Source organism: Peribacillus suis, from assembly GCF_059384845.1.
Genome location: NZ_CM182019.1, coordinates 3,879,792 through 3,899,456 on the forward strand (window position 1 = coordinate 3,879,792; position 19,665 = coordinate 3,899,456).

At 43.6% G+C, this 19,665-nt stretch carries 14 protein-coding genes; 3 read left to right on the plus strand and 11 right to left on the minus strand.

Features of this window, described 5'->3' with window-relative positions; genetic code table 11:
• Positions 1-184 precede the first annotated feature (184 nt).
• The 4 genes from uvrA to AC503W_RS19125 all read right to left on the minus strand — a co-directional run bounded on the left by uvrA (position 185) and on the right by AC503W_RS19125 (position 7,232).
• Entirely contained in the window at positions 185-3,064 is a 2,880-nt protein-coding gene (gene uvrA / locus AC503W_RS19110; protein WP_494915428.1) for an excinuclease ABC subunit UvrA, read from the minus strand.
• A gap of 6 nt (positions 3,065-3,070) precedes the next feature.
• Positions 3,071-5,056, minus strand: a complete 1,986-nt coding sequence (uvrB, locus tag AC503W_RS19115; RefSeq protein WP_402870668.1) for an excinuclease ABC subunit UvrB — start codon at positions 5,054-5,056, stop codon at positions 3,071-3,073.
• A 219-nt stretch (positions 5,057-5,275) separates the two neighbouring features.
• On the minus strand, positions 5,276-5,506 hold the full coding sequence (locus AC503W_RS19120; protein ID WP_402870665.1) for a DUF2198 family protein: 231 nt from the start codon (positions 5,504-5,506) through the stop codon (positions 5,276-5,278).
• 148 nt (positions 5,507-5,654) lie between these two features.
• Positions 5,655-7,232 carry a catalase gene (locus AC503W_RS19125; protein WP_403079589.1) on the minus strand — a complete coding sequence of 526 codons (1,578 nt, stop codon included), beginning with the start codon at positions 7,230-7,232 and terminating at the stop codon, positions 5,655-5,657.
• Between the two features lie 353 nt (positions 7,233-7,585).
• On the opposite strand from AC503W_RS19125, the gene AC503W_RS19130 reads away from it, so the two are divergent.
• The 3 genes from AC503W_RS19130 to AC503W_RS19140 all read left to right on the plus strand — a co-directional run bounded on the left by AC503W_RS19130 (position 7,586) and on the right by AC503W_RS19140 (position 12,381).
• Positions 7,586-9,316 (plus strand): N-acetylmuramoyl-L-alanine amidase family protein, encoded by a 1,731-nt coding sequence (locus AC503W_RS19130; protein ID WP_494915436.1) that lies wholly within the window; start codon positions 7,586-7,588, stop codon positions 9,314-9,316.
• A gap of 176 nt (positions 9,317-9,492) precedes the next feature.
• Positions 9,493-11,685, plus strand: coding sequence for an MMPL family transporter (locus AC503W_RS19135; RefSeq protein ID WP_494915438.1), 2,193 nt, complete (start codon positions 9,493-9,495; stop codon positions 11,683-11,685).
• 162 nt (positions 11,686-11,847) lie between these two features.
• Entirely contained in the window at positions 11,848-12,381 is a 534-nt protein-coding gene (locus tag AC503W_RS19140) for a YceI family protein (protein WP_402954577.1), read from the plus strand.
• A 69-nt stretch (positions 12,382-12,450) separates the two neighbouring features.
• On the opposite strand, the gene AC503W_RS19145 is transcribed toward AC503W_RS19140, so the two are convergent.
• The 7 genes from AC503W_RS19145 to cccB all read right to left on the minus strand — a co-directional run bounded on the left by AC503W_RS19145 (position 12,451) and on the right by cccB (position 19,629).
• On the minus strand, positions 12,451-12,924 hold the full coding sequence (locus AC503W_RS19145; protein WP_494915440.1) for a hypothetical protein: 474 nt from the start codon (positions 12,922-12,924) through the stop codon (positions 12,451-12,453).
• Positions 12,925-13,003: 79 nt separating this feature from the next.
• On the minus strand, positions 13,004-14,197 hold the full coding sequence (locus AC503W_RS19150) for a PDZ domain-containing protein (RefSeq protein WP_427650358.1): 1,194 nt from the start codon (positions 14,195-14,197) through the stop codon (positions 13,004-13,006).
• A 199-nt stretch (positions 14,198-14,396) separates the two neighbouring features.
• Positions 14,397-15,821, minus strand: a complete 1,425-nt coding sequence (locus AC503W_RS19155) for a S41 family peptidase (protein ID WP_494915448.1) — start codon at positions 15,819-15,821, stop codon at positions 14,397-14,399.
• A gap of 130 nt (positions 15,822-15,951) precedes the next feature.
• Complete coding sequence (locus AC503W_RS19160) at positions 15,952-17,325, minus strand: murein hydrolase activator EnvC family protein (RefSeq protein ID WP_427650355.1); 1,374 nt, start codon at positions 17,323-17,325, stop codon at positions 15,952-15,954.
• Positions 17,326-17,438: 113 nt separating this feature from the next.
• Positions 17,439-18,332: a permease-like cell division protein FtsX gene (gene ftsX / locus AC503W_RS19165; protein WP_402870641.1), complete on the minus strand. Its 894-nt coding sequence runs from the start codon at positions 18,330-18,332 to the stop codon at positions 17,439-17,441.
• A complete protein-coding gene (gene ftsE, locus AC503W_RS19170) occupies positions 18,322-19,008 on the minus strand; it encodes a cell division ATP-binding protein FtsE (protein WP_402870638.1) in 687 nt (228 codons plus the stop codon). Before ftsE ends, ftsX begins: the two co-directional genes overlap by 11 nt.
• A 276-nt stretch (positions 19,009-19,284) precedes the next feature.
• On the minus strand, positions 19,285-19,629 hold the full coding sequence (gene cccB / locus AC503W_RS19175) for a cytochrome c551 (protein ID WP_402870636.1): 345 nt from the start codon (positions 19,627-19,629) through the stop codon (positions 19,285-19,287).
• Positions 19,630-19,665: the final 36 nt, after the last annotated feature.

Sequence of the window (19,665 nt, forward strand, 5' to 3'; positions counted from 1 at the left end):
CAGACAGGTAAAAAGTTTCATAATTATCCCAATTCCATTTATCGACAAAGAGTGGCGACAATTTCTGAAAAGGGAAAGAACACATTTCCCCGGAAATAATGGAGTTCAATCGATTTTAATCAACTGATTAATTAAAAGAAACCTGCCATATTTCTACAAAAAGCAAGCCGAAATTGGCTTGCTCTTAAACATGTTCATGCTCTTGTTCCTTTTCTTCGATCCATTTTTCCATCCGGATTTTATCACGGGTCAACACAGGCTTTAAATATTTCCCTGTATAAGATTCAGGCACTTCACAAATATCCTCTGGTGTTCCGTAGGTTACGATGGTCCCGCCTTTATCTCCGCCTTCAGGACCCAAATCAATGATATGGTCCGATGCCTTGATGACATCAAGATTATGCTCGATAACGAGAACGGTATCCCCATTGTCCACAAGTCGCTGTAAGACTTCAAGCAACCTGGCGATATCATGGACGTGCAGACCGGTAGTCGGTTCATCCAAGATATAAAATGAACGGCCAGTTGAACGGCGATGCAATTCGGAAGCGAGCTTCACCCGCTGGGCTTCACCGCCTGACAGTGTGGTTGCCGGTTGCCCAAGCTTGATATACCCTAGCCCCACATCAAATAGCGTTTGTATTTTCCGTTTGATTTTCGGGATATTTTCGAAGAAGCTGACACCTTCCTCGACAGTCATATCAAGGATATCAGATATGTTTTTCCCTTTATATTTCACTTCCAGTGTTTCACGGTTATACCTTTTTCCATGGCAGACTTCACATGGAACATAGACATCAGGAAGGAAATGCATTTCGATTCTAATAATTCCGTCACCACGGCAGGCTTCACAACGGCCGCCCTTCACATTAAAGCTGAAACGTCCTTTTTTATACCCACGAATCTTCGCTTCATTCGTTGATGCAAAAACGTCACGAATATCATCGAACACGCCTGTATAGGTGGCTGGGTTAGAACGAGGTGTCCTGCCAATTGGCGATTGATCAATATCAATTACTTTATCTAAATGTTCAATCCCTTTAATTTCACGGTACTCCCCAGGTCTAGCCTTGGCACGGTTCAGTTTTTGCGCTAGAGACTTATGAAGGATTTCATTCACTAATGTACTTTTACCAGAACCGGAAACCCCAGTGACCGATGTAAAAACCCCAAGCGGGAATTTAACATTGACGTTTTTCAGGTTATTTTGCTTAGCCCCTTTGATTTCAATGAACCGTCCGTCGTTTTTTCGGCGTTCTAACGGAAGAGGGATGAACTTCTTTCCGGAAAGGTATTGGCCCGTTAATGATTGGGGATTATTCATGACTTCTTCTGGGGTGCCGGCAGCTACGATTTCTCCACCATGTTCACCTGCTCCCGGTCCCACATCAATCAGATAATCTGCCGCAAGCATCGTATCTTCATCATGCTCGACCACGATGAGCGTATTGCCGATTTCACGCATGTTTTTTAGCGTGTCAATCAATCGGTCATTATCACGCTGATGCAGACCGATGGAAGGTTCATCTAAAATATACAGCACCCCCGTCAGACGTGAACCTATCTGGGTAGCCAACCGGATACGCTGAGCTTCCCCACCCGATAATGTTCCTGCTGCCCGGCTTAACGTCAAATAATCCAACCCGACGTTATCAAGGAAACCAAGGCGTTCGCGGATTTCCCGTAAAATCAACTTCGCAATCGCGGCTTCTTTTTCGGTCAACTCGAGGTTATCGAAAAACTGCAAGGAGTCTGAAACCGATAAAGCCGTTGTTTCGCTTATATGGACACCTTGAATGAGGACAGCGAGGCTTTCTTTTTTCAATCGATGCCCCTTACATGTGGGACACGGATTTTCCGACATGTATTTCTGCATTTGCTCCCGTATATAATCGGAGTTCGTATCCTTATAGCGCCGTTCGATATTTCGTAAAACCCCTTCAAACGGAATATGGCCTTCCTGCACTCTTCCAAAATCATTTTTATAGCGGAAATAAATCTTATCCTTACCAGATCCCAGTAAGATTTTCTCCAGTTTCTCTTCCGGAAGGTCTTTGACCGGGATATCCATATCGATGTCATAATGAGTCGCTACAGCTTCAAGGAGCTGCGGGTAATATTGAGAGCTCGTCGGCTCCCATGGCGCTATGGCATGCTGGCGAAGACTTAACTCTTTATTCGGGATGACCAGATCACGGTCCACTTCAAGCCTTGCACCCAAACCATCACAATCCGGACAGGCCCCGAATGGACTATTAAAAGAAAACATCCTCGGCTCTAACTCCCCAACAGAAAAACCACAGATTGGGCAAGCATGATCCTCACTGAAGAGTAATTCCTCTTCGCCCATCACATCTATAATGACCTTGCCATCCCCAAGCTTCAAAGCGCTTTCCAAGGAATCTGCAAGTCTTGCCCTGATTCCTTCTTTGATGACGATCCGGTCAATGATGACTTCTATTGAATGCTTTTTATTCTTTTCAAGGGTGATATCATCACTGAGGTCATACATCTCCCCATCAATCCGTACACGGACATACCCTTGTTTCTTCACTTCTTCCAGCACTTTCACATGCGTTCCTTTTCTTCCTGAAACGAGTGGTGCCAATACTTGAAGCTTTGTCCGTTCTGGATAATCGAGTATACGGTCGACCATTTGTTCAATCGTTTGGGAACTGATTTCGATATGATGAATCGGACAAGTCGGCCGACCGACCCTCGCATATAGCAATCTTAGATAATCATAAATTTCCGTTACGGTTCCCACAGTGGAACGAGGATTCTTGCTCGTCGTTTTCTGATCGATCGATATCGCAGGAGATAACCCATCAATCATATCCACGTCTGGTTTATCCACTTGCCCTAAAAATTGGCGGGCATAAGCCGAGAGTGATTCGACATAACGTCTTTGTCCTTCCGCATATATCGTATCAAAAGCCAAGGACGACTTCCCTGAACCGGATAATCCCGTTAGCACCACAAGCTTATCCCTAGGTATCGTGACGTCGATATTCTTCAGGTTGTTGGTCCTTGCACCCTTAATCACAATTTTATCCATTGCCATGTTTCGTCACCCTTCCGCTTTTAACTCTAATATTAAATCACGCAGTTCGGCAGCCCGTTCGAAATCCAGTGCCTTTGCCGCTTCTTTCATTTCTTTTTCCATGCTTGCCACCACTTTTTCGCGCTCTTTTTTCGGAAGCTTAGACAGTTTGATAGCCGGATCTTCCTGATACGCTTCCCCATCTTCAGCAACTTGCGTAGCCCGGATGGAATCCCTGATATCCTTTTGGATGGTCTGTGGTGTGATTCCATGCTTTTTGTTGAATTTTTCCTGGATTTCCCGTCGGCGTGTCGTTTCACTGATGGCCAGTTCCATCGAATTCGTTATCCGGTCAGCATACATGATGACGTGCCCGTTTGCATTCCTGGCGGCACGGCCCATCGTTTGGATGAGTGAACGTTCCGAGCGGAGGAATCCTTCTTTATCAGCATCGAGAATGGTCACCAAGGACACTTCGGGGATATCCAGACCTTCCCGCAAAAGATTGATCCCGACAAGGACATCATATTTCCCCATCCTCAATTCCCGGATGATTTCAATTCTTTCCAACGTTTTTATCTCAGAATGAAGGTACTGAACCTTGATTCCTATATCCTTCAGGTAATCCGTTAAATCCTCGGACATCTTTTTCGTCAATGTCGTAATTAAAACCCGTTCATCCCGTTTAGCCCGTTCCTGGATTTCACCTATCAGGTCATCAATCTGCCCTTCAATCGGTCGCACTTCAATGGTAGGATCAAGCAATCCAGTAGGTCGGATAATTTGCTCGACCATTTCCGGCGTATGTTCCAATTCATATGGTCCTGGAGTTGCCGAAACGAATATGGATTGATGGACTTTCTTTTCAAACTCCTCGAATCTGAGTGGCCGGTTATCTTTCGCAGAGGGTAGGCGGAATCCATGGTCCACCAATACCTGCTTCCGAGCCTGATCGCCATTGAACATGCCGCGGATCTGTGAAAGGGTTACATGTGACTCGTCGACAATCAATAGGAAGTCTTCCGGAAAATAGTCAATCAAGGTGTAAGGTGTAGCTCCTGCGGGGCGTAGGGTTAAATGACGGGAATAGTTCTCGATACCCGAACAGAAACCCATCTCCCTCATCATTTCCAAATCGTAACGGGTCCGTTGCTCCAATCGCTGTGCTTCAAGAAGCTTTTCATCTTCACGAAGTTCTGCCAATCGTTCTTCAAGTTCCGTTTCAATATTTTGAATCGCCACATTCAGTTTCTCTTCACGTGTGACGAAATGGGATGCCGGAAAGATGGCGATATGTTCCCGTTCACCAGTGATCTCGCCAGTCAGGGCATCGACTTCCCGAATCCGGTCAATCTCGTCCCCGAAAAACTCGACCCGAACACAGTGTTCATCTTTTGAGGCCGGGAAGATTTCAACTACGTCTCCGCGGACCCTGAACGTTCCTCGTTGAAAGGCAATATCATTTCTCTCATATTGAATATCTACAAGTTTATGCAGCAGTGCATTTCTGTCTATCTCCATACCAGTACGCAGCGATACCACCATCTCCCTGTATTCTTCCGGGGAACCTAACCCATAAATACAGGATACACTGGCAATGATGATGACATCTTCCCGTTCGAACAAAGAGGATGTCGCCGAGTGGCGGAGTTTATCGATTTCATCATTGATACTGGCATCTTTCTCTATGAAAGTATCAGTGGAAGGCACATAGGCTTCTGGCTGATAGTAATCGTAATAGCTGACAAAGTACTCAACCGCATTATTGGGGAAAAACTCTTTGAACTCACTGTAAAGCTGCCCTGCCAACGTTTTGTTATGGGCAATGACAAGGGTAGGCTTATTGATTTGTTGGATGACATTGGAGACAGTGAATGTTTTCCCTGTCCCTGTCGCACCAAGCAGCGTCTGCATACTCTTTCCTTCTTTTATGCCAGCAACAAGCTTTTCTATCGCCGCTGGCTGATCTCCCTGTGGAGAATATTTTGAGACTAACTCAAACGTTTCCTTCACCAAGCATGGCCTCCTACTGAATTAGTTTTATATGAAAAAAGGGATATGATTTATTCCTTCTATTTATTCCGTTTAAAGAACTATATATACACATTCTACCACAATATCCTCAAAACAAACCACCGAAAAGCGAACAAACATTCTGTTTCGCATTTTATAACCTAGCAGGTCAAAGAGTCCTTTTCATAGAAATCGAGACAAAAAAAGCACCTCTATAAATTAGGCGCTCTTGGCTGTTCGTTTCATCATTCTTTTTGATAACCAGAAACCCACCGTCAGTGATAGTGCATCAATGATTATTAATAAGTTCGTATGTGTATAACCTTTATATGCGGAAGCGGCGATCAATGCAACCGTTAGTATAAGACCTACAATATAGTTATAGGTGACCCTTGAAAATAGCATGACTAGAAGACCGGGTAATAGAAGGGCTGAAAGAAATTTAATCATTTTTTCATCTCCTTTGTAAGAGAAAAATAGAGTAGTTACAGTTTAAATGATTCCTTGGTTTTTTGCCAATCTATTTCCTGCAAAACGAACAAGCGGTATACAAAAGGGAAACCCCCTTCAAGGAAGGGAGTTCACTTTTTGCATCCTATTAATATGGATCGGCGTCATGACCTTTTTCGACTCCTTCCTCTGGATTGTCCGTACCACCCATTGGTTTGGAAGACTCGGTATGTTGGGAGGCTGCCGCTAATCCTTCTTTCAAACGGCGGCCATAATCTTTATCGGCCTCTTCAGCAAGGGTAATCATCTTCTCTTGAATGCGTGGATCGGCAGGTGCGAGTGCATCCACTAGATTGGAGATCAATTCGTCCCTTTCCCAATCCTCGAATTCACGATACGTTTCACCTGCTTGTTTCGTGTTGCTTTGGCGATCTATCGTTTCACGGACCAGTTTGCCCTCTACAAAAGGGGTATACTCTTTACCCGTCTGCTCAGCCTCTTTCAATCCTCCTACAGTCGATGGTTCGTAGTTGATATGAGGACTTTGGTTTCCTCTACCCACTTCATACTGCATTTGGCCGCCCGTTTGATTGGTCGCCGTCCGTTTTTTCGGTGCATTGATCGGCAGTTGCAGATAATTGGCCCCCACGCGATGACGTTGTGTATCCGAATACGAGAATGTGCGGCCTTGGAGCATCTTATCATCCGAGAAATCCAATCCATCTACAAGGACTCCCGTTCCAAAAGCAACCTGCTCGACTTCGGTGAAATAATCTTCCGGGTTCTTATTCAAAACCATCGTGCCGACATGCAGCCATGGGAATTGGTCTTTTGGCCAAATCTTCGTATCATCCAATGGATCGAAATCCAGTTCAGGATGGGCATCATCACTCATGATTTGTACATTTAAATCCCATTCTGGATAATCCCCATTTTCGATTGCTTCATATAAATCCTGTGTAGCATGATTGAAATTCGTCGACTGAATCTCATTCGCTTCTTTCTGCGTCAAGTTTTTGATCCCTTGCTTTGGTTCCCAATGGTACTTGACCAGGACTGCTTCCCCCTCTTGATTCACCCACTTATATGTATTGACCCCGGAACCTTGCATCATGCGGTAGCTAGCCGGAATGCCCCAAGGCGAAAATAAGAAGGTGATCATATGGAAGGTTTCCGGAGAACTTGAGCAGAAATCGAAAATCCTTCTGCCATCCTGAATGTTTGTAACAGGGTCGGGTTTGAAGGCATGGATCAAATCGGGAAATTTCATGGCGTCGCGGATAAAGAATATTTTGAGGTTGTTCCCTACTAAATCCCAGTTTCCATCTTCCGTATAAAACTTAACGGCAAATCCACGAGGGTCACGTAATGTTTCAGGGGAGGTTCCCCCATGAATGACCGAAGAAAACCTGACGAATACCGGTGTTTTTTTACCCGCTTCTTGAAAGACCTTTGCTCTCGTATATTTAGAAACCGGCTCGTCTCCCGCCTTGCCTGTCGGAACAAAATATCCATGTGCACCTGCACCTCGTGCATGTACCACCCGCTCCGGAATCCGCTCTCTATCGAAGTGACTCATTTTTTCCAGGAAGTCGTAGTTCTCTAATGTACTTGGTCCCCTGTTTCCAACAGTCCGGATGCTTTGATTATTCGTTATGGGGTGCCCTTGTCGGTTGGTCAAGGTTTCTTCCGATTCATTATTCGTCTCTTTTGGTTGATCAGACACTAAATTTCCTCCTTTGTAAATATCATCCATCACTCCAACTAACATCCCCAATTCCTCAAACTCCACTCATATTAATTCAAAATTCTTCAATTAATGTAAATTACGTTCTAATTACCTACAAAAAGTTCCAAAAAACACCTACTAATTGATGTGAGTATATTGTACTATTATTAATGAATCTCCTTCACACTATCGCCAATGATACCGATAAAAATCATGGAGATTACTCCAATGAAGGCATCTCCGCAGTATATGTGCACTTATATTCACTTACCAAGGGTTATTCTGACCCAACCTCTGGATGAACCATAACCATTCGATTATTTCAGCATAATTTAAAGGAGCGAGCTTTAATGAAAAGAAGAATAATCACCTTATTTGCAGCAACCTTGGTTTTTTTGACGATTTTCTCGTATCCATACGCCACCGATCAAGTCCAGGCCGCTTCCAAAACGGCCAAAATTACAGCTAGTTCCCTCCATATAAGAGAACAGCCTAAGACAACGGCAAAATCTCTGGGCCTAATTAAAAAAGGAAAAGAAGTGACCATCTCTTCACAAAAATCCGGATGGTCGAAAATCAAGTATGGAAAACTAACGGGCTGGGTCTCCACCACGTATTTGGACGAGTTAGGTTATGTGACAGCTTCCTCGTTAGTATTAAGAAAATCAAATAATACAAGCAGCAAGTCTCTCGCAACCTTACCTAAAGGAACCGCCGTAGAAATTAAATCGACCAAAGGCAATTGGCTACAAATCTATGTATCTTCCAAAAAGAAAACTGGTTGGGTTTCTAAAACATACATATCTAGTTCCAAGCCTACAGCCACTGCTAAACCGGCAGCTATCAGCACGACCAAGTACTATGTTACAGCCAGTTCATTGTATGTCCGTAAGTCTGCCAATACCACGTCAAAGAAGCTGGCGACGATCAATAAGGGCGCTGCCGTTACCTATATTAAAAAATCGGGTAACTGGGCAAACGTGAAGACGGCTTCCGGCGTGACCGGATGGGCTTCCTTAACCTATCTATCTAAGAAAAAACCTACTGCATCTCCTTCAGCCGTTAAGGAAACGACTTACTATGTAACAGCTGCCGAGCTATATGTAAGGAAATTGGGTAACTCAAAAGCTGACAAAGTCACCACTCTAAAAAAAGGGGAGGCTGTCACGCTTTATGAAGAGAAAGACAAATGGGGAAGAATCAAAACGGCTTCTGGGAAAACAGGTTGGGCTTCCCTTACCTATCTAGCAAAAACCAAGCCGAAAGAAACAAAACCAGTAACAACCACACCACCTAAAGTAGAAGCACCTATAAAAGAAGAACCGGTCAAAACCAAGCCAACCAAATACTATGTCATTTCCGACTCGTTGAACATTCGCAATGGACCTTCGGCAACGAATAAAATACTAGGGGCCGTCGATAGAAGTGATAGTGTCATAGTGACGGAAACACAAGGAGATTGGGGCAAGGTCGAAACACAATCCGGTTTGGTAGGATGGGCCTCCCTCACGTATCTATCGAAGACCAAACCGAGTGATGGATTTAAAGGCAAGGTGATCGTCCTTGATCCGGGGCATGGCGGGTCTGACCCTGGGGCATCCGGGAAAAATAATCGGGAAAAGGATTTAACTCTTTCCACGGCTAAAAAGCTGAAAGCCAAATTGGAGGAGGCCGGTGCAAAAGTCGTCATGACACGAACAGGCGATACGTATCCCTCTTTAAGTAAGCGAGTGGAAATCAGCCAGGCCAACAAACCCGATGTCTTTATCAGCATTCACTATAACGCTGGTCCCAGCTCAGCCAACGGCATTGAAACATTTTATCTAGCATCGAATGTCAATGAAAAAGAGCTCGCACAAACCGTACAAGCGGAAATCATCAAAGAAACAAAATTGAGAGACCGCGGTGCCAAAACGGGGAACTTCCAAGTCATCCGGGATAACAAGCAAGCTGCGATATTACTAGAATTAGGGTTCATCTCCAATTTGGAAGAAGAAAAGCTCATTGCCACAAGCGCCTATCAAGACACGGCCGTCACTGGTATCTTTAATGGGTTGAAGAAATACTTCAATTTATTTTAATGAATCAAAAAAGCTTTGGAGGGATTTACCTTCCAAAGCTTTTTTTTAGAAATTCAAGAAACCGCATACCCAGTTTTGCAAATAGGAATGTTTCCCCTTTATAATTAAGAGTGGATTATGATAAAAATTTTAAAAGTGAGGTGCCTTCATTGAACATATTAGGAAGATTAAGCAAAATGATGACCGGGACAATTAGCCGTTGGGTTGTCATCGCCATCTGGATTATTGCGACAGTGCTGTTAACCTTCACGTTACCGGCAGTGAACGATAAAACGGAAAATGTTCCTACTGATTTACCTGCAGACTCAGATTCTGTCGTAGCGGATGAACTGATAAAAAAAGAATTCCCTAATTCCTCAGGGATACCTGCCTTGCTTACATGGCATCGGGAGGGTGGACTGACTGATGCAGATTTAGCTGAGATTCAAACCCTTTCCAAAGAGCTTACAGAAAGTCCCTTAAAACAGCAATCCTTCTTACCTCCTCTTCACAACGCTCCACTGCCCGCACTAAAGGGCTCTGTTTCTGAAGATGGTACGACTTTCGTACAGCCCCTCTTCTTTGAGGAAAGTGCCGGGACAGCCGTTTTGGAAAAAAATATTGAACGCATCAATAAGTTAGTAACCGAACGCGTCGGTACGGACCCTTCAAAGGTTAAAATCGACTCTGAAGATCTATCGCTTCGTGTAACGGGTCCTGTCGGGATTTCCGTCGATGCGACTGGATTATTTGCCGGTGCCGATATTCAATTACTACTGGCGACGGTTATACTCGTTCTTGTCGTCTTATTACTTATTTATCGCTCACCACTTTTAGCGATCATTCCATTAATCGGGGTCGGTTTCGCTTACCTTGTCACAAGTCCTATCCTAGGATTCATGGCAGACCACGGCTGGATTACAGTCGATGCGCAGGCCATTTCGATTATGACCGTATTGCTATTCGGGGCGGGAACCGATTATTGTTTATTCTTGATATCCCACTACCGTAGTGAATTGAGAAGACACGAAAGCAAACGAGAAGCCATGATGGCTGCCTTTAAAGATTCTTCAGGCGCCATTGCGATGAGCGGTCTGACGATCGTCGTCTCCCTATTAACATTGCTCGTGGCTCAATATGGTGCTTATCATCGTTTCGCCGTACCATTCAGCTTATCCATATTAATCATGATGATTGCTGCCTTAACTCTCGTTCCTGCACTACTTTCTGTTTTCGGCCGGGCCTCTTTCTTCCCGATCGTTCCACGTACACCCGAAATGGAAGAAGCGCGCGCGAAGAAAAAGGGCAAACCCGTCAAGATACACAAAGAAGGCGGACGCATTGGAAAATGGATTGGGAATATCGTTACAACCAAGCCGTGGACCGTCATCCTTACTTGCCTGATTCTTTTCGGCCTTTTAGCTGGCTATTCATCACAAATAAAATATTCCTATGATATCCTCTCTTCATTCCCAGAAGACATCAACTCGCGTGAAGGGTATACCGTCATTTCCGATGCCTACTCACCTGGTGAACTTGCACCGGCAACAGTCGTCGTCGATACGGATGGTAAGGATATCGATTTAACAGATTCCCTGAAGGATATGAGCCTGATCGGAAGTGTCTCAGAACCGGTCAGGAGTGAAACGAATAAGGACTTACAATCCTATGAAGTCAAATTCAATATCAACCCATACGATACGAAAGCGATCGACGCCATTTCAGATATACGCAGTTCCGTGGAAAAAGAACTGAAAGATGCGAAGATCTCATCCGTTGATGAAAAAGTATGGATTGGCGGCCAGACAGCTGAGCAGCACGATAAACGCGAAACGGTCAAGGCAGATGAATTCTTGGTTTTCCCAATCATCATCGTCTTGATTTCATTGCTACTGTTAGCCTACCTTCGTTCCGTAACAGCCATGGCTTATTTAATGGGAACGGTTATCCTTTCCTTCTTTGCCGCTATGGGCTTAGGCTGGATCATCCTTCACCACTTCATGGGTGTGGATGCAATTGAAGGTACGATTCCGTTGTATTCATTCGTATTCCTTGTCGCCCTTGGAGAAGATTACAACATCTTCATGGTATCCAGCATATGGCGCAAGAAGAAGACGATGCCAATCAAGCAAGCCATAAGAGAAGGTGTAACCGAAACAAGTGGCGTCATCACTTCAGCCGGTATCATCTTGGCAGCTACATTCTCTGTGCTCGCTACGTTGCCGATTCAAGTGCTTGTCCAATTCGGACTCATTACCGCACTCGGTGTACTGATGGACACATTCATCGTTCGCCCATTCCTAGTGCCGGCGATTACCGCTCTGCTTGGTCGCTATGCTTTCTGGCCAAGTAAAGCCCCGATTCACGAAGAAAAAGAACGTTCTAACTAAGAGTTTCTTTCTTAGACCTGTGTCCGCACACATGCGGCACAGGTTTTTTTGCATTTTCTAAATAAAGGAAAAAACATTTGACTCTGGAACCACCAGCTCATATAATTACAATATGTTAAATTATCTCAAATTAAAGATATATGAAGTGGAGGAATATACAAAATGGCTAAAACAAAATGGATAGTCGACCCTACACACAGCGCGATAGAGTTTTCTGTAAAACACATGATGATTGCAAAAGTAAAAGGAAGTTTCAATAAATTTGACGCCAACATTTCTGCAGACCCAACCGACCTAACAACGGCGGAAATTGATTTCACCGTCGATTTGTCCAGCATTGACACTCGTAATACAGACCGTGATAACCACCTGCGTTCTGCTGACTTCTTTGACGTTGAAAAGAACCCGGAACTGATATTTAAAGCTACAGACATCAAAAAAACGGATGACGATGAGTATGCCGTAACCGGTGATGTCACGCTTCATGGAGTGACAAAAGAAGAAACATTCGTTATGACATTCGAAGGGCAAGGAAAAGATCCATGGGGTACGGAAAAAGCAGGATTCAGTGGCAAAGGCAAGGTGAAACGCAGCGACTATGGTTTAACCTATAATGCTGCCCTGGAAACGGGCGGGGTACTGATTGGAGATCAAATCACCATTTCCATTGATATCGAAGCCGCAAGAGAAGCGTAAAATGTTTCATTAATAAACCCCCAATGAGCAGAGCAACCTGCCTTTTGGGGGTTTCCTGTGAAAAATCGTTCAATAACTGGATTTAGAAAAAACAAGCGTATGCTTATCCTGTTTATCTTTGTAACTCATATATAATTTTTCCCCTTTTATTTCATACAACAGAGTATCGGAATGCTTTAATCCTGCCCATTCTGCAGGTACATCAAAATCTGCTTCATCCCCTGTCTTCATTTTCAGAGATTCCCCATCATATTGTGTAATCTCTCCTTGGATGCCCGGGTTCCCCGCTTCAACATCATACAAAGAAAATTTCCCATTTTTCTCGATGTCAAACGCGTAAAATCCTGTATAACGATTTCCATCTAAACTCATTTCTTCCCCATGCCACTCCCCTATAAGGTCAACGGGGGCAGAACTTTCCTTTCTCCCGTCTTTCCCACCTGGTTGACATCCATATAAGAACAAGCATGATAATACTATCAAAATACTCTTCATACTCTTCATCTTCATCGTCATATCCATATTCGCACCTTCACTTTTCATTTCGTCTACCCATATAAGAAACCACCTAGATCTATCATCTAAGTGGTTTCAGTTACTATTCAGAAAGATCCGGCCGTTTCTATCCTGCTTGGCCACTCTCTTTCAATTGATCATCCACAAAAAGGATGCCCAATTCATAATGTTCCCCTTCAAATAAGGCCCGTTGCACAAAGCGCATTTGTTGATTAATGCCGATGACCTCGAGCTTACAATAGGCCCGATTCTTTTGCAGCGCCCGGTACAACTCTTCTTCTTCCCTGACGACAACCCCATTGATCTTTGAGATGATTTCACCCTTGACCAATCCCATCTTGTCAGCCGGTGATTCAGGGATAACGCCTAGAATCTGGACGCCAAGCTTGCTTTTCGAAAAGTAAAACGGTTGCTTTTCGTCCAAATTCTTTTGCGCATAATGGATGAATTCCCGACCAAGGATCGCTAAAACAGCTGTTATGATTGCCAATAGTGGGTACCAGTAGCTGACGACCGCCAAGACTGTAATCAATATGCCAAGTGTCCCTACCTGCTTACCTTGGGCCTTTATTGCCTGTTCCGGAAGCGATCCATGAACCTTCTGCCTAAATCCAATCAAAAATGGCAGAACGATTGGAGAAACGAACACTTCACCAATGGAGAATACGGGATACCAGTCAAAAGGAACGGGCAGTTCTCCCCCAGGAATCAGTACGAACATCGGAATCAGCCAAATACGTTGCGAAACATAAACGCCAATCGGCTGCCCGCGCTTCGAAACCTCTAACTGCGGTGATGCCTTTTTACTGCCTTTCTTAACGATAAGAAAACCTTCCGCAATCAACAAAAGCCCAATCAATATCACAAGTGTCGGATAAACCGATTGATTCAGTTGGTCAAATGCATCCGTGAAAATAGGAAGTGCCATATCCTTACCATTTAGAAAGAAAAGGATAAAGAACGTGACACCCAACGTATAAACAGGTGATACCAGTCTCCTTTTCATGGTCAAGACGGCTAGGACCGAGACTGCCGCCATGATGACCACCGCCGCCATCGGTATGACAAGGCCAGACACCAGCGCGAGGAGTGACAGAATCACCCCAGTGACGATTCCCTGTAGAAGCAAAGCCCGAAGCTCCATGGTTTTCCTATAAATCTTCGTATTGAAATCACGGCGCTCCCGTTTAACCCGAAGATAGCCGATGAATAAACAATAAGCAATGGAAACGTAAAGCAATGGATGAAGGAAGAGTTTTCCCAATCCTATTAAGCAATCAATAAGCCAATCCGTTGTCAATTTCTCTCCACCATCCCTATAAGTGATTAAAAGTATGTATCAATCGTTCTAGTCAGTTACTTCCTATTCTATCAAATATGTCAGCTTCCTGCCTATTAAGATGTAGAAAAAACTGTATCCGCTCTAATAGATGAAATGAATCTTTCCCCTTTCCTGCCAAGTAAAAAGGCAACACCCCGATGGGCGTTGCCTCCTTCTTCTATTTCGCCAAATAATTCAAAGCCGTCCGTAGCTGTATATCATTATCTTCATCCTGAATTTTTTCCAAGATGACGGTTTCTAGCTTAGCTGCGGTCTTAGCATCCAAATTTCCCGTCGCCTTCATCCCATACTGCTTCTGAAAAGCCTTGACCGCAATCTCCGTATTCCAATCGTAGTACCCATCCTCACGCCCTGTTTCAAAGCCGATCCCTTTTAGGATCGTTTGCGCATACTGAATTTGATCGTCTGTCATATCCCGCTTCAATACCTTTTCGATGGTTAACTGATGGGCGTTGAAGTAGACCGGTTGCTTGACTTCAATCGTCGGTTCGATTCCCTTTTTGTGAATCCAGTTACCAGATGGTGTCAGCCACTTGTACAGCGTAAGCTTGATATTGCTGCCATCTCCCATTGGAACTGCCTGTTGAACCGTCCCTTTACCGAACGTCTTCTCGCCAATCAGCGGGTATCCCCCGGCCTCCTCCATGGCACCGGCAAGGATCTCCGAAGCAGAGGCACTGCCTTTATCCGTCAGGACCGCAATGGGGTAGTCCTTCTTTTTCTTCAGCTCGGTGAAAAAGGATTGCGTCTCACCCGTTCTTTCGGCTATTTTCAAATATGGTTTATCTTTCGTAATAAACTCGCTTAAAATCGTTTCCACACTTGAAAGGAGGCCGCCCGGATTCCCCCGGACATCGATAACCAACCCTTCGATTCCCTTCTTCTCAAGTTCCTTCAACTGCTTTTTAAAATCCGTTGCGGTATTTTCAGAGAATGTGGTCAACTCCACATACCCGATTTCCTCACCCGCTACTTCCTTGGTCGAAGAAAAAACCGTGTCCAATGGAATTTCAGCACGAACCATATTGAATTCGATCGGATTGGATACGCCGGCACGTTTTATTTCCATTTTGACTGGAGAACCCTTTTTCCCACGGATCTTCAACCGAGTTTCATAGAGGTCCAATCCTTCGACACTTTCCCCATTCACCTTTAAGATTTGGTCCTTCGGCTTTAATCCTGCCTTTTCAGCCGGGGAGTCCTTGTAGGGAGAGACAATGATGACCTTCCCGTCCTCCATCCCGATTTCCGTACCGATCCCTTCAAACGAGGAATCCAAGGTCTCATTGAACTGCTTTGCGGTCTCCTTGTCCATATATACGGAATATGGATCCTTCAATGTTGCCAGCATGCCTTGAATGGCACCTTCAATGAGCTTTGAGCCGTCTACCTGTTCAACATACTGGCTCACGATCAACCCATAAGCTTGTTCCACTTTTGCCCATTCCTGATCCTTTATGCCCTCTTGGCTTTCCTGTTTCATCTCGTGTTTATCCTGGGTGCTTGTCCAATACATGCCCCCCGCTGCCCCAATAACTAGTGACATCATGATTGCCAGAGGAATTACCCATTTTTTGACCATATTTATCCCCTTTTCTACCCCGATATATTTTTCACTATATGAGTAGGTTCGGGTAAATATGCTTTTGAACAGAGCAAAAAAACAGACTAGGATGTGATCCTAGTCTGTTTTATGATTCATATATTGGGTATTAGTTAGGTATGTAGCTTAATGGATTGACTGCATTGGACTTACTGTAATTCCACGTACCTTTGTGAAGCTCAAAGTGCAAATGCTGTCCATAAGAATGTCCGGTATTCCCCATGATCCCAATTTGTTGACCTTTGGCAACGACTGCACCTGTACTAGCTTGTCTTGAACTTAAATGTGCATAAACCGTTGTCCACGTTTGGCCACTAATATTATGGGTAACAAAGATTACATTGCCGTATGAAGAGGACGTATACGAACGACTTACGACTCCGTCTGCCGCTGCTACAACAGGCACTGTTCCGCTAGCGGCAATATCAATGCCGGCATGCTGTTTGTTCCAACGCTCGCCCATTGTCGAAGATACATAACCTGCACTTGGTCTTGTAAATGTTCCTGACGATACAGCCGGTGCAGAACTTACACTAGCCGGAGCTTGTGATGATGAAGAGGATGAACTGCTATTAGAACTAGAGTTAGAATGGGAAGGAGCTTGTTTTTTCGCTTGAGCTGCTTGCGCTGCTTGTGCTGCCGCTTCTTGTTCTGCACGTTTTTTCGCTTCAGCTGCTGCTTTTTTACGAGCTGCTTCTAATTCAGCTAGACGATTCTTCTCTAAGTCGATGGCTGACTTGATAGCTGTTTCTTGAGCAGCAAGGTTCGCCTTTTCTTCCTCTAAGCCCATTTTATTTTCTTCTTCTTTTTTCGTTTGTTTCTTTAATTTCTTAACTAACGCAGCTTTTTGTTCTTTCTGCTGTTTTTGTTGATTTTGGATTTGTAAAAGTTGAGCTTTAGCCACTTCTAAACTAGCAAGCTTCGTTTCTACGGCCTTTTGTTTTTCTTCAAGCTCTTTTTTATCCAGCTCATGTTGTTTCAAAATCTCGCGATCGGCTTCTGCAATGGCTGCAACAGCTCCTACACGGTCAATTAAATCGCTAAAACTAGATGATCCGAACAATACTTCCACATAATTCAAATCTCCACCGGACTCCTGGAAGGAAAGTGCACGTTCCTTCAGAACGTCGTTACGCTTAGCGATACGTTCTTGCAACACTATAATTTCTGCTTTCAATACTTCAATTTCTTCTTTTGTTTGAGTGATTTCAGCATTTTTCGCATCAATTTTCTTTGCTGATTCTGCAATTTTCGCATCAATGGCAGCGATTTGCTCCTCAGCTGTCAGTTGTTTATTCTGGAGGTTATTGATTTTTTCTGAGGTAGTGGAAATGTCCGCTTCAACACCCGAACGTTTTTCCTGTATAGATGCCTTCTTTTGCTCTAAGTCTGAAATGGATTCAGCAAAAGCTGAAGGAGCAGCCAAAATGCTCCCCAAGCCAATCATGATTGTCGCGTTCACCGCGATAATATTCTTTTTCAATGTTCCATTTCCCCTTTCAATCTCGTTACAACTCGTGCCATGCAACGTCTCTCTATTTTGAATGAATTTCTTCTTCGTATTTCGAGTGTAAAAGAATTGTAAAGTTTGTTCGCTTATGCTTTTAAGAATTTTCTAACGGACATTAAGCTTCCCCATATTCCAATCACGGCGCCCATGATGATAAGAATCGCCGACACTTGGTAAATGAATGGACTTGCTGGTAAAAAGTCTACGAATTTAAACGTAATCTGTGGTGATATATAATTGAACAGATTGTAGTAGAGTACTGAAATCAGGGCGATAGGCACGACAGAACCAAGGATTCCTAACCAGAGTCCCTCTAAGAAGAATGGCCAACGAATGAAGTTGTTTGTTGCCCCTACCAATCTCATGATCTCGATTTCTTTTTTCCTAGCCACAATCGTAATTTTAATCGTATTCGAGATGAGGAACATGGCTGTGAAAAGCAACCCTACGATAAGTACAATCCCGATATTTCTAGCAATTTCGACAAAACTGAATAGGTTTTCAACATAACCTTGTCCATATTTAACGCTTTGAATATAATTGATGCTTTCGATTTCTTTAGCTACCTTGATCACATCTTGAGGTGTTTTCGTTTTAATGATATAAACATCCCGTAAAGGGTTGTCTTGTTCAAATGGTTTAAAGGCATCTCCATTATCGCCTAGATCATCAATTAAATTGGTGAGCTCTTCATCCTTAGGGGAGAAGACAACACTATCAATTCCACCTATACTCGTTATCTGCTTGCTGATTGCTTGTATATCCTCTTTACTCGCTGCATTATCAATATGCGCACGAATTTCGACATCGTTTTCGACATTACCCGCGATATGATTCAAATTCATCATAATCACTAAAAAAACGCCAACCAATGTTAGAGTAACTGTTACAGCACTTACTGATGCAAACGTCATCCAACCATTACGACCAATGTTTTTAAAGCTTTCACGGAAGTGACGGACGAGTGTTCTAAATTTCATATCCGTATTCACCTCTATGTTCATCGCGAACGATTTTTCCACCTTCAATGGCAATTACACGACGTTTAAAGTTATTAACAATATCTTTATTGTGCGTAGCCATGATAAGTGTCGTTCCGCGCTTGTTTATTTCTTCAAATATGCTCATGATTTCCCATGATGTTTCAGGATCCAGATTCCCTGTAGGTTCATCGGCAATAACCACCTTGGGGTCATTGACGATCGAACGGGCAATCGCAACCCTTTGTTGTTCTCCACCTGATAACTCTGCAGGACGCATTCTGGCTTTATGCTTAATCCCAACTAGATCGAGAACTTCCATGACTCTCTTTTTAATGACTTCAGGTTCTTTTTCGATGACTTCCATTGCAAAGGCAACATTTTCATAGACTGTGAAAGTTTGAAGGAGTTTAAAATCCTGGAAGACCATCCCGATATTACGGCGAAATAGAGGAACTTTCGAATTGCGGATTTTTGGTAGGCTGACACCATTAACCAAGATATTTCCACTTGTCGGCTTTTCTTCCCGATACATCATTTTGATGAAGGTCGATTTTCCGGCACCACTTGGACCCACTACATAAACAAACTCGCCTGGTTGTATTTTAACATTTAACCCATTAATGGCTATGACGCCATTGGAATAGGTCTTTTTGACATCTATCATCTCTATCATTCTAAAACCACCTAATTTGCTTGTTAACTTATCTATTAAAAGCGTTTTTTTCGACAGCATTTTTTAAATAACGACAGGAATCATTTCGTTTTAAGCACAGGAACATTATAACATCAAAGTTTGTCAAATTAAGCATAAAAATATTACAGTTTCATTTCAAAGAGTGAGGTAAGACTATCTATCTAGTATACGGAAAAATGAATGGAAATAATAGGAGATTTTATGAAGAGGATGGATGAAACGTCCAGCCTAAAGGAGGACGTTTCGGTAGAAATGTTACTTATGTTCGGAAAGCCAATCGGCTACTTTTGATGCATCATCACCAATGATGACACCTTTTGGCATTCCACCTTGGCCTTTCAAGATGATTTGCTCAATTTCATCTTTCGACAAACGCGAACCGACTTCCGTCAAATTTGGGCCTACGCCGCCTTCAAGATTCACAGCATGACAACTTGAACATTTATTTTCATAAATCTTGGCTGCATCACCGGCACCAGCAGTGGTCGTTTCATTAGTATCCGTTGCCGGTTCTTTATCTGCGTTATTATCGTCATTCCCCCCGCAAGCAGTAAGCGCAAGAGATGTACCTAATAGTAAAGCTAACCATTTCTTTTTCATTGGACAAGCCCCCTTCTTCTTAAGTCTACCAGTACA

Excerpts from the sequence above, each read along its gene's own strand:
- uvrA (WP_494915428.1), bottom strand. The coding sequence starts at position 3,064 with ATGGCAATGGATAAAATTGTGATTAAGGGTGCAAGGACCAACAACCTG.
- AC503W_RS19120 (WP_402870665.1), bottom strand. The coding sequence starts at position 5,506 with ATGATTAAATTTCTTTCAGCCCTTCTATTACCCGGTCTTCTAGTCATG.
- AC503W_RS19130 (WP_494915436.1), top strand. The coding sequence starts at position 7,586 with ATGAAAAGAAGAATAATCACCTTATTTGCAGCAACCTTGGTTTTTTTG.
- AC503W_RS19135 (WP_494915438.1), top strand. The coding sequence starts at position 9,493 with ATGATGACCGGGACAATTAGCCGTTGGGTTGTCATCGCCATCTGGATT.
- AC503W_RS19140 (WP_402954577.1), top strand. The coding sequence starts at position 11,848 with ATGGCTAAAACAAAATGGATAGTCGACCCTACACACAGCGCGATAGAG.
- AC503W_RS19145 (WP_494915440.1), bottom strand. The coding sequence starts at position 12,924 with ATGAAAAGTGAAGGTGCGAATATGGATATGACGATGAAGATGAAGAGT.
- AC503W_RS19155 (WP_494915448.1), bottom strand. The coding sequence starts at position 15,821 with ATGGTCAAAAAATGGGTAATTCCTCTGGCAATCATGATGTCACTAGTT.
- ftsX (WP_402870641.1), bottom strand. The coding sequence starts at position 18,332 with ATGAAATTTAGAACACTCGTCCGTCACTTCCGTGAAAGCTTTAAAAAC.
- ftsE (WP_402870638.1), bottom strand. The coding sequence starts at position 19,008 with ATGATAGAGATGATAGATGTCAAAAAGACCTATTCCAATGGCGTCATA.
- cccB (WP_402870636.1), bottom strand. The coding sequence starts at position 19,629 with ATGAAAAAGAAATGGTTAGCTTTACTATTAGGTACATCTCTTGCGCTT.